The organism is Iodobacter fluviatilis, assembly GCF_004194535.1.
Taxonomy (GTDB): Bacteria; Pseudomonadota; Gammaproteobacteria; order Burkholderiales; family Chitinibacteraceae; genus Iodobacter; species Iodobacter fluviatilis_A.
In genome coordinates, this window is the sequence record NZ_CP025781.1 from 823,405 (window position 1) to 837,714 (window position 14,310).

Consider the following 14,310-nt stretch of genomic DNA (forward strand, 5'->3'; position numbering starts at 1 on the left):
ACGATTTTGCTTCTAAATACAATTCAAATAAACCCACTTTTCCATCTATCTTAGGTCCATCAACCTTCGCTCTTTTTCAAGGACTTAAAGCGCTGGCTGGTATTCATTCTTAAAAGAGATTTGATACCTAAGTAATTTCAAGCACCATTGGGTGCATTAAGGGTGGCATGTTAAGTAGATAAAGTAGTCATCAAATTAAGTAATTGAATGGGATCAACCGGCTTTTGCAAAAAATGCTCCACCCGAGCAATATTAATAGCTGCGCGTAATATGGCCAAATCAGTACTTGCAGTAATTAAGATACGCAATGCCTTTGGCTGAATCGCCTTAGCCTTGGCTAAAAACCCAATGCCATCCTCGCCTGGCAATTGGTAATCGCAAATAATGGCCGCAAACTGGTGTTGCTCTAACAGCGGTAAAGCAGCTTCAGCGCTATCGGCCAGATATAACTGCAAGGAAAGGGTGGATAAAATATGCTGAATCACCTCCAACATCAACGGTTGATCATCAACCACCAACACACACGGTGAGTTTACGGCCCCCTGTAATTGCTTTGGGTCTAGCACACAGGCCTGCCTTAACATGACCTCTAAATCTGTACTAGAAACAGGGCGTGAAACCCAATAGCCTTGAATCAAATGCGCACCTAACTCCAGCAAAATTTTCGCTTCTTGCTCAGTCTCAACCCCTTCTGCCAAGGCCTGCATCGATAAGCTACGTGCCAACTGAATAATGGTCGCTACAATCGCTTTATCATGCGCACTATGACTTAGGCCACGCACAAAAGATTGATCAATTTTTAGCCGCTCGGCAGGAAAGCGCTTTAAATAACCTAAGTTTGAATAGCCAACACCAAAATCATCAATCGCCAGCACCACGCCTAAAGCCTTTATCTGGTTAATGATAGCCAAAGCCATTTCTGGATCGCTAATCGATAAGGTTTCGGTGATTTCCAACTCCAAACATTCAGGAGGAATGCCATAGCTAGCCAGCGCATCGGCTACACGATCAACAATTGCATCACTTCCCAGCTCCAATGGTGACACATTCACCGCCACCCTCACCCAACCCATACCTGCTTGCTGCCAGCTCAATATTTGCTGACAAGCCGCTAACATCACCCACTGGCCTATCTCACAAATCAAGCCCACCTCTTCTGCCATCGAGATAAACTCATCTGGATAAAGCAAACCATAATCAGGAGATTGCCAACGTACTAGCGCCTCCACACTCACTAACATGCCGGTACTTAAATCGACTTGAGGTTGGTAATGTAAAACCAATTCATTATGGCTAATGGCATAACGAAAACGACTTTCAAGCAAGCGCCGCGAATCTAACTCCTGCTGCATATGCTCAGAGAAGTAGCACACTGTACTGCCCCCCCCTCTTTAGCGTGATACATGGCAATATCTGCACGTTTTAGCAATGTCTCCGCATCTGAGCCATGCTCAGGGTATTGCGCAGCACCAATGCTTCCCCCATGATTTGATCGATTCGTTCCAGCTGAATCGGCTGCAAAATAGCGGCTAAAATGGCCTGTGCCATCTGTAAACGATCCATAGCACAGTGAGTTGGCACCGCCACCACAAACTCATCCCCGCCCAACCTTGCAGCCGTTCCTCCTGCTAAAGGTAAGGTTTGTAGCCGCTTGGCAATTTCGCACAGCACCAAGTCGCCTGCAGCATGGCCTTGGCTATCATTAATAAATTTAAATTTATCTAGATCAATGAAAAATAAACTTAAGCCCATGCCATGCAGCCGTGCAGAGGCAATATGCTGGCTTAGCCGCTCTAGTAAACGGGCGCGATTAGGTAGACCAGTAAGTACATCGTGGGTGGCTTGATAACGCAGCTGATGATGTAGGCGACGCTGCTCGGACACATCGTGCAAAATAATAATACGCACCGGCCGGCCCAAAAATGCACTGCTACCAACAATAATATGCACCGCCGAAAAGCTGCCATCGCCCTTGCGCAACAAGATAGCGGCGTCTTCTTGCACCCCTTCACTAAGCGGGTCAATCTCATCATCCACCACCATACGCAGCCAATTTAGGCCAATTAAATCCGCCTCTTGAGCAAAACCTAAAATCTCTGCTGCAGCAGGATTAGCCAGTGAAATTTCACCACTCACCTGTGCCAGCAGCACTGCGCAAGGCATTTTTGATAAGACATCAAAAAACTCCTGCTCTTCTGCATTGCGCAGCTTTTCATAAGCCAAGCGCAGCGACTCAGTACGCTCTTCAACCAAGCTTTCAGCGTATTGACGTGCTTTTTTTTCACGATCAATGGCACGGCGCAGCGCCGCTTCAATTTCATCGCTCATGATTTAAGGCCTAAAGTGAACACACCCTAAACTCCGTCACCTGTAGCTCGCCCTCATCCGCAAAATCACGGCGTATCACGGTGGCCTGACCACCGTAGTGCGTAATACAGCCTTCAATCATGCCCAGTGCTAGATCTGCTAAATGGCGGCGAGAACGATAGCGCAATAGCAAAGAACCATCACTCGCCCTCTCGGTTTCTAGCATTGGTAAATCTGCATCAGGGTAAATTCTGCGGACCTCCACATGAATCTGTCCCTCGATACTCTCCAAAAAGGTATATACATCGGGCATAGAGCGAAGTAATTCTGAGCGCTGCGCGATGAGTCGGCCAAATAAATGCTGGCCAAATGCTCGAACTAAATCAGGAGCAGGCGTGCCACAGCGCGCTGATAATGCCTGTACCAAGGCAAACATTTCATGAAAATCATAATACCCAGCCGCCGTATAAGCGCCACCAGAAGGCGGATTAGCCGCTGTAATCATTTCATCGACAGCCACAATCCCCTGTACAGACTCAACAAAATCCATAAACTCATTGAAAACAATCCCTTTCATGACGTTGCTCCATTGCTGAATCTGTCCCCTCAATTGCTCAGCATGGATGAGAAACAAAACAAGTTCAAACCTTACCTATAAATATCAACGATATACGAACAAGCAAGCGCTAAACGTTCTAAAAGTGATGACTCACTATTTATTAAAATACGCTCAACAAAGACGGCTTTGACACAAGATGATTTTATTAAAAATAATTTAATCAGTTATACATCAGAAAAAAACTCACAGAGGTTCATCGTGCTGAATACGCTTTAATTTTTTTTTAGGACGGGGGTCAAAGTAATTAGGTTGCAAACGAATAAATAATAAAGTGCCCATCCCAGATAATACGCAGGCAATAATGGTGTTTTCAACCCGTGCCCGTACCAAGGAATGATGCTCCCCACCAAAATCAAGCAACACCATCACTAGTGCCGTAATAGGAATCACCGCCAACCAATAATTACGTTCTAAAAATATGGGCGTGATTGCCGCTAATACTACGACCATCGCCGCCAATTGCCATTCGGCTTTAAAAAAATACAGCATACCCCAGCCTAATAAAGCACCCAATATTGAGCCAAATAGACGCTGCACCATTCTATCAATAGTGAGTTTATTATCGTAAACCGTTACCAGCACCACGGTTAAAGGCACCCAATAAGCGCGTTCTAACCCCAAGCCATAGCCAATTAAATAGGCAAGGACCACTTTGGCGGCAAAATAAAAGGCAAAAATAGAATTATTATGCGAACGACGTAAAATACGGCTCATTGCCTCAAACAACATTGGGCCATTTTTTTGCTCAGGCGCACGAAACAGACAGCGGTCCAATAACACGGAAAAAATACCCGACATACCGCCAATCAATAAATACGTGCCGGCTAATGGCGATAAATGGGGTGCGCTATCGCCAAATAAAAAAGCAATGAGCCAGTATTTACTCATCATTTCAACTGAATTGCCCGCGCCTTGCAGCCAGCCGGTAAAAACAGCAAATGCCAATAAAAACGCTAATGGTGCCCCTTGCACATAATGCCCCGCCACTCCTGCAATCCCTGCCAGCAGCATGCCTACGGTCATATACATCATCACGGTAATTCGCTCCGAGGTATTGCCACCGTTATCCACAAACATGGTATAGAAACCGGCCACCGCACCATATACTGCAGGTAAAAACTCACCTCTGAATAGGGCAATCGCCAAGGGTAAGCCAACCGCAATCATCACGCGCAATACCCGTCGCCAAGGAATACCTTGCTGCGGTTTTTTTATGGCTAGCATCTGAACAAGCTGAGTATGCATACATCGCCCTTTAGATAAGGAGCAGGATTCTACTGCTGTTTGCTTATGCACCCTTGCGGTAAAAAATCACACCATATCTATCAGCGGGCATTAAGCCTAGCTATCAATACCGCAAGCTCATACTTTAGCTGGCTAGCTCGCCAAGCTTGGTTTTTACGGGCGAGTAATATCTGCCAACTGGCGATTTAATCTTCGCGAAACTCAATCGATACCGAGTTAATACAATAGCGCTCACCGCTTGGTAGTGGCCCATCCGGAAAAACATGCCCCAGATGCGCATCGCAGCTACTGCAGCGTACTTCCACCCGAATCATGCCGTGGCTACCATCCCTTATTCGCTGGATACTTGACCCTGCGGCCTCGGCCCAAAAACTAGGCCAACCGCAGCCGGCATCAAACTTGCGCTCGGATTCAAATAACAAAGCACCGCAGCAAATGCAGTGATACTTGCCACGATTTGACTGGCGGTAGTGCTCACCAGAAAAAGGCCGCTCCGTGCCGCCCTCCCGTGTTACGCGATACTGCTCGGCAGAAAGTTGCTCACGCCACTCGCTATCACTTTTCTTTACTTTTCCTTCCATTTAATCCTCCGGATAATTTTGCGTTAACCACGCCAAGACTCTCTCGGCAACGATATTCTGTTGATAATCGGCCATCATGGCATGGCCACAATCGGCAATCATCTCAGCTTGAGCATTCCAAGCTGTTGCACAAGCATAGATATCGCTCGGTGGAATCAGCTGATCATCGCCTGCTCCCAGCACCAAACATGGCAATTTAGGGCAGTTTAATCCAGCAAAAGGATGTGGAATCGCCATTTCGGTGAGCGCACGCATCGATTCAGGCTGCGCTCTTGCCGCAAAATGATCCACCATCGCTCGATCTGTTTTTGACGAAAACAGCAGCTCACGTACAAAGCTTGGGTTGCCGGCAGCAGCCGCACCCTGCCATTGAAACTGGCTTAAATTCCACAATAAACTAGGGGATGCCGTTAGCAAATGGGCAAAAGAGGCCGCTACGCCATAAGGTGCAACGCTCGCCAAGAGTACTAAACCCGCTAGCTTGGTTTCTTTAGCCACCCTTTGCGCCACCAAGCCCCCCATAGAGTGCCCCATTAAAATAGGCGGCTCGGGCAAATCGGCAATAATGGATAAAATATCTTTTACATAATCATCAATACCAAAATGGTCTAGCTTTTCTCTCCCCATACTGCCAGCATGCCCGCGTAAACTGGGCGCAATCACATCAAAGCCCGCAGCGGTAAAATAAGGCAGAAAAGAGACTTCCCAACACCAAGATCCAGCGTAAGCGCCGTGAATCATGAGTAAAGGCGGTGCCTGATTGCGTTTTTTTACTGCCGCAGCCTTTAAAATCTCAAGGGTATAAACGCTCATGTAGTTATTATTCCTAACGCTGAACAGACCATAAAAAAACCATTACAGCTGACGCATACACCTTTGTGGCAATGGCTAAGGCTAAGGCTTGCAGCCTACCTCATTCAAATACACAAAATAATATACCCACGCTACAAACTGCTTAAATGGAGAACGTGCACTAAACAACCATGATTCAATGGCCTATTAAACTAAAGCAGCACTTCATTCATTAAGGATCCGTGATGCCCTATATTTCCCGTGACCCAAATGGCCAAATTACCGCCATTTTTCGTGACGCTAGCCCAGAGGCTAACCAATTCATTCCGCAAAATGCGCCAGAGCTACTGAGCTTTATCGGCGCGCCAGCCAATACAGAGCTATTCCACTCACTTGATAGTGATTTGATTCGCGTGATTGAAGACGTGATTGACGCACTAATCCATAAAAAATTACTGCTGCTAACTGATCTTCCTGCCGAAGCTCAGACCAAGATTTTAGCGAGACGTAACCTAAGGCAAAACTTGCCACAGAGTAGCAGCATCCTCGCACCTAGAGATGGTTTAATTTGGGGCGAATAAGATTGTCTTTGCCGCAATGCAACAAACACCGCATTGCTAGCAGCTAAGTGCCTGCTGCCAAACTAGAGTCTGTTGACGTTTCATTCACGGCTGCGTTTGGCCCAGTTTTGGAGCTGAACAAGGAGAAAATTGCGACATGCTACGAGTACCATGAGCGATTTTTAACGCCGAGCAGCCCCAAAAAGGGGCTAAACCCGAAGGGCTGTGCCGGAAAATGGCCATTCACTGCGTGATGCTCCTCGACAATAACCCGTTATTGCCTTCGTCACATGCCTTATGCCTGGCCGTTTTCCGGCTCAGCGCAATGGTGAATGAAACATCAACAGACCCTAGAGATAACGCAATCAAATTGACTGAGCTCTTGAAGCGCCAGAAGCTGTCCCCATTTAGAACAGCATCACCGTTCACTTATTAAAAGAGCATCTTCATGGCAAAAGAAACATTAGGCTTCCAAACCGAAGTTAAACAGCTCTTGCAGCTGATGATCCACTCTCTCTACTCTAACAAAGAGATTTTCCTGCGTGAGCTGATCTCCAATGCATCAGACGCATGCGACAAGCTGCGTTTTGAAGCACTGAACGACGCAAGCCTGTATGGGGATGATAGCGAGCTGAAGATCAGCCTTTCCTTCGATAAAGAAGCGCGTACCCTTACTCTAAATGACAACGGGATCGGCATGAGCCGTGATGAAGTCGTCAAGAATATCGGTACCATTGCCCGCTCTGGCACCAAAGAATTCTTTGGCAAACTCTCTGGTGATGCGCAGAAAGATGCCAACTTAATTGGCCAGTTTGGTGTGGGCTTTTACTCCGCCTTTATTGTGGCCGATAAAGTGACCCTCACCTCCCGCCGCGCAGGTGAAAGCACCGCTACACAGTGGGAATCCGCAGGCGATGGTGAATTTACGCTAGAAGAAGTCGCAAAAGAAGGCCGTGGTACAGAAATTATCCTGCACCTAAAAGAAGGCGAAGACGAGTATCTATCGGATTGGAGCCTACGCTCGATTATCCGCAAATACTCTGACCACATCACCCTGCCCATTTTCATGCCTAAAACAGCAGGCTACGATGCAGAAGGCAATGTCACCCCTGCAGAAGGCGTTGAGGCCGTTAACCAAGCCTCCGCACTGTGGGCGCGTGCTAAGTCAGACATCACGGACGAGCAATACACCGAATTCTACAAACACGTATCACACGATTTTGAAGCGCCATTGGCGTGGAGCCATGCCCGCGTTGAAGGTAAGCAGGAATATACCGAGCTGCTGTATATCCCTCAGCGTGCGCCATTTGATCTGCACGACCGCGAACGCCGCCACGGCATCAAGCTCTACGTTCGCCGCGTATTTATTATGGAAGACGCAGAAAAACTGCTGCCACAATACCTACGCTTTGTCCGTGGCCTGATCGACAGCAGCAACTTACCGCTGAATGTGAGCCGTGAAATTCTGCAACACAGCAAAGATATCGAGCAGATTAAGCAAGGTTGTGTGAAGAAAGTACTGGGCTTACTCGAATCTATGGCCAACTCTGACGATGCGACCGAGCAAGCTAAATACACGACATTCTGGGAGCAGTTTGGCCGCGTTATGAAAGAAGGCGTTGCCGAAGACTTTGCCAATAAAGACCGCGTGGCTGGCTTGCTACGCTTTGCTTCATCACACAGCGATAGCACCGAGCAAAATGTCAGCCTTGCAGCCTATGTGGGCCGCATGAAAGAAGGCCAAGACAAGATCTACTTTATTACTGCTGACAGCTTTGCCGCCGCAAAAAATAGCCCGCACCTTGAAGTCTTCCGCAAGAAAGGCATTGAAGTGTTACTGATGAGCGAGCGCGTTGACGAATGGATGATCTCTGGCTTAACCGAATTTGACGGCAAGAAACTGCAATCCGTTACCAAGGGTGAGTTAGATCTTTCTCAGTTTGAAAACGAAGAAGAAAAGCAGCAACAAGAAGCCGCCGCCAGCGAACTAAAAGACGTGCTGGACAAAGTAAAAGCCGTATTGGGCGATAAAGTAAAAGACGTGCGCGTTACCAATCGCCTCACCGATAGCCCAGCTTGCATCGTGGTAGAAAACCAAGATATGAGTGCCAACCTTGAACGCCTCTTAAAATCTGCAGGACAAGATGTTAAGGGCAGCAAGCCGATTCTGGAAATCAACCCAGATCATATGCTGGTGAAAAAACTGAAAGCCGAACTAGAAGGTGAACGTTTTGGTGACTGGACGGAGCTACTGTTTGACCAAGCTCAGCTAGCCGAAGGCGCACAGCTAGATGACCCTGCCAGCTTTGTTAAACGCCTGAATAGCTTGATGATGTCAGTTGTGGCATAAGCGGTTTTAAACAACAAAGGCCAGCGTAATGCTGGCCTTTGTTGTTGATGGTGCATGCTATACAGCTGCAATTCAACATGATTACCATCGGCTATTTCCCCGCTGACGGCCAATATCAAGTAGGCTACAGCCGCCAACTGGCAGATAGCATGTTAGGGAGTACACCCCATGGCCAAAGGTCAAGTACGTAGTAATCGTGAAACAAAGAAACCAAAGAAAGAAAAAACAGCCACAGTGCCTGTATCCACCTTCGCAAATGCAGCGGCTCAAGCCAATGCGCAGATTAACGAAGCAAAAAAGAAGTAGGCTTTACTCCAACTACCTAAGGTAGCTACGTAAATTAGCCAATACAAATAAAATGGCCGTTCTCCTAAGGGGAACAGCCATTTTTTTGTGCGCTAAATATCAATTAAAACAACTCAATATCCCCGATTCTGGGCCGGTCGATTGATCGCTTTGCACCGGCACCATGCTGGCAGCTAAAGAGAGCGCTTGGCGTATATCCATGCCGTTTAAAATATCATCAAAGAGTTTTTTCTCTTGCTCCATCGAGTACTGCGAGCGAATTCTATCTTGCAGCGCCATCCATTCCGATGGCACATACAACCGATTGCGATCGGATACCAGCTCGGCCAAACCACTAATCGTGCCGCAAACATGATCTAAGCGTTGCGAAAGCCGGTCGTAAAATTGAAATGCAATGACCGCCTGCATATTACGTTGGCCGATTTCTGCAATCTTGGTATCTAATTCAAGCTCGGCAGGTAAAGTAGACGCTTGCGCCAATAAATCATTACGCAGCGATTCGATCCGATCATGGGTGTCCGCAAAAGAAAACGCTAAAGCATTGAGCGAAGCATTGCTCTCGGCTACAGCGTGCTTCACCTGCGCCACGGCAATACCCAGCATTAACATGGTTTCACGAACCTGACTCCAGTCAAGATCGGGATTACGCGCGGCAGAACCACCAGCAGGAAGCTCAATCATTTTATGCATCACCCATTAGGCGGGAACATTCAATATATAGGTTTAAACCGTGCAGCCTGCCCAAAAACAATCAAGGGCAAGCATCTTAACGGCTCTGTAATGCTTATACGGACAGTAGTTTATGTAAGGCATCTACTAGCAGCTTACACTCCGCATCCGTACCAATACTAATACGTAAGAATTGCTCAATGCGATCTTGCTTAAAGTGCCGCACAATAATTGAATGCTTACGCAGGGCTGCGGCTAATTGCGCTGCATCGTGCTGTGGATGGCGGGCAAAAATAAAATTAGCCGCAGAAGGCAACACCTCAAAGCCTAAATCACGCATTTGGCTGCTTAGCTGCTCACGCGTGGCGATAATGACTTGGCATTTCTCTTGAAAATACGCCTCATCACCAAAAGATGCCGCAGCGCCAGCTAAGGCAACCTTATCCAGCGGATAGGAGTTAAAACTATTTTTAACCCGCTCTAGCGCCTCAATTAAATCAGCGTGACCAATGGCAAAACCAACACGTAAACCCGCCAAGGAGCGAGATTTAGACAGCGTTTGCACCACTAATAAATTAGGGTAGTGATCCACTAAGCCAATCGCGCTCTCCCCACCAAAATCGATATAAGCCTCATCCACCAGCACCACCTGCTCTGGATGACGCTGTAGCAGGCTTTCTACGGCGGCTAGTGGCAGGAGTTTTGCGGTAGGCGCATTCGGGTTAGGGAAGATAATTGCACCACAGTGCTGATCATAATCCTCAACACAGATAGCAAACTCAGCATCAAGCGGCACTTGGCGATAATCAACGCCAAAAAGACCACAGTAAACAGGATAAAAACTGTAGCTAATATCTGGGAATAATAATGGCGCATCGTGCTGGAGCAGCGCAGCAAAAGCATGAGCCAGCACTTCGTCCGAACCATTACCCAAGAATACCTGCGACTTATCCACGCCATGATACTTAGCTATCGTCGCCTTTAAATGATCCCCATTTGGATCTGGATATAGCCTCAACGTATCCGCTAGCTCGGCCTGCATCGCTTGCAGCACTTTGGGGGATGGGGCATAAGGGTTTTCATTGGTATTTAGCTTAACTAGACTAGTCAGCTTAGGCTGCTCTCCTGGCACATAGGGAGTCAGTTTATTGACTAGCGTGCTCCAAAATCGGCTCATTATGTCGGCTCTGCGAGTAAGAATAAGCGCTATCTTATTCTATTTAGAAACTAAAAACTTTGTCAGCTGTGCGAACAAGGTCTTATAGCGTCTGCGCTCTTGCTCGCTTGCTGATCAGCACTGGTTTCTAGCTTCAAGAGAAATTCGTTGCCCAATATTTTAACTCGCAATGCAAAAACGCCGGATTCCTTTCGGAAATCCAGCGTTTTTATATACTTGTTTTTGGTGCCGACAGAGAGACTCGAACTCTCACAACCGAAGTCACTACCCCCTCAAGATAGCGTGTCTACCAATTTCACCATGTCGGCATTCAAATGCTTGCTTCATCAGAAGCAGAGAGGGACGCATAATAGTACAAATACTAAACCTAGTCTAGCCCCTATATAAATTTTATTAGAAAAAAATTCATCCACTTGCTTTATCACTACTTCAGCCAAAAAGAAGCGCCACAATTCTATCGCCCGATAGTTATCATTTAGAATAAGGATGCGAACAAATAAAGCACCCTACAAGTAATGGCCTCACTTGTAAAAATGTAAGGTGCCATTGAGCCCTAGGGATCAATAATCTAGCAAAGGGGGGCTTAGATCATGGGCCAAACACATCACTATCGATTAATTGCCCAAGCATATAGCCAGCTAACAGAAAGCCTGTGCGCCAGAGCGAAGGCATACGCTAAGCCATTGCCATTGCCATTGCCATTGCCATTGCCATTGCCATTGCCATTGCCATTGCCATTGCCAGTATTAAAGACCGCTATCCAGAATGGATGCAACTGAACACCAGCGAGGTAAAAGAATTACGCTCGCTATCCAAAACCTTAATACGAGCCTTTGAAAACAAAAAAAGCACCAATATCACTCTGCAATTTGTAGAATCATGCGAAATCTCTAACGAGAGAATTAAAAAAGTCAAAGGAATTCGTAAAGAAATCAAAGGCATTATCAGCGATAACCAACAAGCGCTCACCGACGATAGCGTAGGCGCTTTGAGCTATGTAGTAGCGTTTCGTAAATGCATGGGGCCAGCACTGGCGCGCTCTATTTTATTAAGAAACTTTGCCAATATGGTCGATACCGTGCTATTGGGCCAAATTCAATATTCAGCTGAAAACGTTGAAATTGAATTATTAATGTGATGTTTTTTAAAAATCATTAGGGAGTGCCAAGCCCTTGCCCACGCGAGTGCACAGATACAGCGCGTCACACCCCCTACGATAGAGTTGATGCTGTACTAATGAGCCACAAACCTAATGTGCAGCTAAAAATATTGGTCGCTGTAGGTGCGTCCTACCAAAGTTGGAGGGGGCCATTAAAAGCTAAGCCCACCTCCCCTACTTAGCACTATGCGTTAGCATATAATCTGCGGTGGTGTAGTAATCCCTTAATTTCGTTTTCATTTTTTCAGCAATTTCAGGATGCTCAACACTTTTATCAATGCTTGGTGTATTGGATTTCATATCAAACAAACCACCACTTTTTTTGGCAACCTGCATAATGTAATACCAATCTTGATCGAGAATACCAATCTCGCCGCCTTCGTCGGGGTAAATGGTAAAGGCAAAGCGCGATGCATCAAAACGTGGGTCGAGTAAATCGCGGCCCATGCCTTTATTGATAAAAGTGAAATTAAATAAGCCTGCAATCGTCGGCAGGATATCAATTTGCGAAGCCACTTTATGGTAACGCGCAGGTTTTAATAATTTAGGTGCGTAAAGCACAAAAGGCGTATGCACCGATGATAATTTTAAATCCTGATAAGCACGCGGCACATTAGGGCCTACATCGTGGCCCATGGCGCGAATACCGTGATCGCCAAAGAATACAAATACCGTATTATCGAAATACGCTTCTTTTTTAGCGGTTTCCATAAATTTTTCGATACAGTAATCCATATAGCGGAAAGAATTGTATTCATCTGCCGCCGCAAAACCATTGGCATGCAACTCTGCAAGACTTGGATTTTTTAATTTAAAATCAGTGTCTTCCGCCGGAATAGTATACGGGCGGTGATTACCCGAAGTCTGAATCACTGCAAAAAATGGGCCTTTCTTTTCTTTAAATACTTTATTGGCTTCAAAAAATAGATTTTTATCTGAAATACCCCATACATCATTACGCGGCGCGCTGTAACTGCCCTCTTCGTGGATTTTTAAGCCATCAATATTTTTGGTCAGCACCCCGCGTACATTCGCCCAAGTCGTGCTACCGCCAATAAAGTAATCTTTTTCATAGCCTTTAAACGCATTAATCAGCACATTTTGATTCACCGCTGCTGGGTTACGGCTAGATGTATCGCGTAAATCCACGTCAGGAATGCCACTTAAGCCCGCAAAAATACCGCGTGCTGTACCAAAGTGCGGGGTAAACAGATTATCAAACCAGATGCTCTCTTTAGCCATTTGGGTAAAGAAAGGTGTGGTTTCCAATGGATTGCCATAAAGACTGGTTTTATAGCCAGAGAACGATTCTAAATACACCATCACCACATTAGGCTGGCCAGGAAGTGCCGTGGCTTTAGGCTGGATATGCCGCTCAAAATTGAGCGTTTTCTCATCAGGGTGATCCACGCCAAGATAGGCAGCCATCGCAGGATAAGCCTTACGCACATCGTCTAAGGAATAGGTGTCTCTGGTGTAGGACATCGTATCGAAGAAATTTAAAGCGGGGTTAAGCGCCACGGCAGCGGCAAAGCTATTGGTGCTGTAATAGGCATCGCTCCAGCGCAGCGGGTACTGTGAAAACTTACCGTGTATGCCCAGTAAGGTGCCCAGAATAGAAACCAGCACCAGTGCCGTGGTTTTCCACTTACCTGCATCCCAGCCTGAATATGTCGCCACCTTGCTCATCAGGCAAGAAACGAGCCACGTTAGCAGTGCCACGGATAAGCCCCATATCAACGTCAGCTTCATTACTGGATAAGTCGACCAGACCATGCCTGCCGATTCATCTAAGTTATATAAAAAATTAAGCACGCTGGCAGATAGCTTTACGCCCAGATAAGAGTAGTGGGCAAAATCAACCATATGCGTAAAGATCAGCACGGCAAACACCAGCGCAAACCAAAGCAGCCATAAACGTCTGGCCAGCCCCTCTTTAAAGGGCGTCGTCATTTTAAAGCCACCCAGTAGCAGCAGCGGCACTAGGCTGAGTAGGCCTAGGCGCAAATCAAAACGCGCGCCTAACAGTAATGATTGCGCCAACAAGGAGCTAGGCAGTGGGTCGGCTTTATTGCCAAAGGCAGTGGCAAAACCCAAGCGGATACATATGCCCAAGGCAATAAATACCAGCAAATAAACAAGGGTAAAACGGAATAAGCGAGGGATGCGCATAGGGCTATATTTGATTAATTTTCCAGAAAGGCGATTCTACCTTATGTTTTGGATCTACCCATCCCCAGATTGCAATCAAGTTGCATTAACTACAATTCAACCGTTTTACCTAGGGTTGACAAAACGACACCCAGTAGCAATGTGCAGCTACATCAGCTGGCTTCAAAGCGGCCTGTGGAGCTCAAGCGGCACGGCTGCAAGCGCTGATTTGATCATGTTTTTATGTTTTTTTCGTTTCACACAGCTGATTAACTTTGGGGGCAAAAATTAAAAATCACGCCGAACCACGCTCTTTTTCACGAGCTTGGCATAAATCCAACAAGCTACATAAGCGATGGAGGTTAGAATAGCGGCAAAATTTTGACTCAGTCCA

General features: G+C 46.6%; 13 protein-coding genes, 1 tRNA gene and 1 pseudogene. 4 read left to right on the top strand and 11 right to left on the bottom strand.

What is annotated here, in order from left to right:
- Nucleotides 1-170: 170 nt before the first annotated feature.
- From C1H71_RS03520 to C1H71_RS03550, 6 genes and pseudogenes are all read right to left on the bottom strand, one after another.
- Entirely contained in the window at nucleotides 171-1,373 is a 1,203-nt protein-coding gene (locus C1H71_RS03520; protein WP_130105334.1) for an EAL domain-containing protein, read from the bottom strand.
- Nucleotides 1,337-2,328 (bottom strand): annotated as a pseudogene (locus C1H71_RS03530) (diguanylate cyclase domain-containing protein). Before C1H71_RS03530 ends, C1H71_RS03520 begins: the two are co-directional and overlap by 37 nt.
- A 10-nt stretch (nucleotides 2,329-2,338) precedes the next feature.
- Nucleotides 2,339-2,884, bottom strand: a complete 546-nt coding sequence (locus tag C1H71_RS03535) for a heme NO-binding domain-containing protein (RefSeq protein WP_130105336.1) — start codon at nucleotides 2,882-2,884, stop codon at nucleotides 2,339-2,341.
- A gap of 225 nt (nucleotides 2,885-3,109) precedes the next feature.
- Nucleotides 3,110-4,171: an FUSC family protein gene (locus C1H71_RS03540; RefSeq protein ID WP_130105337.1), complete on the bottom strand. Its 1,062-nt coding sequence runs from the start codon at nucleotides 4,169-4,171 to the stop codon at nucleotides 3,110-3,112.
- A 185-nt stretch (nucleotides 4,172-4,356) separates the two neighbouring features.
- Nucleotides 4,357-4,752 carry a peptide-methionine (R)-S-oxide reductase MsrB gene (gene msrB / locus C1H71_RS03545; RefSeq protein ID WP_130105338.1) on the bottom strand — a complete coding sequence of 132 codons (396 nt, stop codon included), beginning with the start codon at nucleotides 4,750-4,752 and terminating at the stop codon, nucleotides 4,357-4,359.
- Nucleotides 4,753-5,565, bottom strand: coding sequence for an alpha/beta hydrolase (locus C1H71_RS03550; RefSeq protein WP_130105339.1), 813 nt, complete (start codon nucleotides 5,563-5,565; stop codon nucleotides 4,753-4,755).
- Between the two features lie 224 nt (nucleotides 5,566-5,789).
- On the opposite strand from C1H71_RS03550, the gene C1H71_RS03555 reads away from it, so the two are divergent.
- The 3 genes from C1H71_RS03555 to C1H71_RS20575 all read left to right on the top strand — a co-directional run bounded on the left by C1H71_RS03555 (nucleotide 5,790) and on the right by C1H71_RS20575 (nucleotide 8,760).
- On the top strand, nucleotides 5,790-6,125 hold the full coding sequence (locus C1H71_RS03555; protein WP_130105340.1) for a hypothetical protein: 336 nt from the start codon (nucleotides 5,790-5,792) through the stop codon (nucleotides 6,123-6,125).
- Nucleotides 6,126-6,552: 427 nt separating this feature from the next.
- Entirely contained in the window at nucleotides 6,553-8,454 is a 1,902-nt protein-coding gene (gene htpG, locus C1H71_RS03560) for a molecular chaperone HtpG (RefSeq protein WP_130105341.1), read from the top strand.
- 168 nt (nucleotides 8,455-8,622) lie between these two features.
- Nucleotides 8,623-8,760 carry a hypothetical protein gene (locus C1H71_RS20575; RefSeq protein WP_188053567.1) on the top strand — a complete coding sequence of 46 codons (138 nt, stop codon included), beginning with the start codon at nucleotides 8,623-8,625 and terminating at the stop codon, nucleotides 8,758-8,760.
- A gap of 99 nt (nucleotides 8,761-8,859) precedes the next feature.
- On the opposite strand, the gene C1H71_RS03565 is transcribed toward C1H71_RS20575, so the two are convergent.
- The 4 genes from C1H71_RS03565 to C1H71_RS20580 all read right to left on the bottom strand — a co-directional run bounded on the left by C1H71_RS03565 (nucleotide 8,860) and on the right by C1H71_RS20580 (nucleotide 11,381).
- On the bottom strand, nucleotides 8,860-9,441 hold the full coding sequence (locus C1H71_RS03565) for a hypothetical protein (RefSeq protein ID WP_130105342.1): 582 nt from the start codon (nucleotides 9,439-9,441) through the stop codon (nucleotides 8,860-8,862).
- 103 nt (nucleotides 9,442-9,544) lie between these two features.
- Nucleotides 9,545-10,606, bottom strand: a complete 1,062-nt coding sequence (gene hisC / locus C1H71_RS03570; RefSeq protein ID WP_130105343.1) for a histidinol-phosphate transaminase — start codon at nucleotides 10,604-10,606, stop codon at nucleotides 9,545-9,547.
- A 223-nt stretch (nucleotides 10,607-10,829) separates the two neighbouring features.
- Nucleotides 10,830-10,914: transfer RNA gene (locus tag C1H71_RS03575), tRNA-Leu, on the bottom strand.
- 299 nt (nucleotides 10,915-11,213) lie between these two features.
- Nucleotides 11,214-11,381: a hypothetical protein gene (locus C1H71_RS20580; RefSeq protein ID WP_188053569.1), complete on the bottom strand. Its 168-nt coding sequence runs from the start codon at nucleotides 11,379-11,381 to the stop codon at nucleotides 11,214-11,216.
- Here C1H71_RS20580 and C1H71_RS03580 point away from each other — a divergent pair.
- Nucleotides 11,376-11,744 carry a hypothetical protein gene (locus C1H71_RS03580; RefSeq protein ID WP_130105344.1) on the top strand — a complete coding sequence of 123 codons (369 nt, stop codon included), beginning with the start codon at nucleotides 11,376-11,378 and terminating at the stop codon, nucleotides 11,742-11,744. The two genes, C1H71_RS20580 and C1H71_RS03580, sit on opposite strands and share 6 nt — an antisense overlap.
- A 195-nt stretch (nucleotides 11,745-11,939) precedes the next feature.
- Here the strand turns inward: C1H71_RS03580 and C1H71_RS03585 are convergent, their stop codons facing one another.
- Nucleotides 11,940-13,937 (bottom strand): LTA synthase family protein, encoded by a 1,998-nt coding sequence (locus C1H71_RS03585; protein WP_130105345.1) that lies wholly within the window; start codon nucleotides 13,935-13,937, stop codon nucleotides 11,940-11,942.
- Nucleotides 13,938-14,310 lie beyond the last annotated feature (373 nt).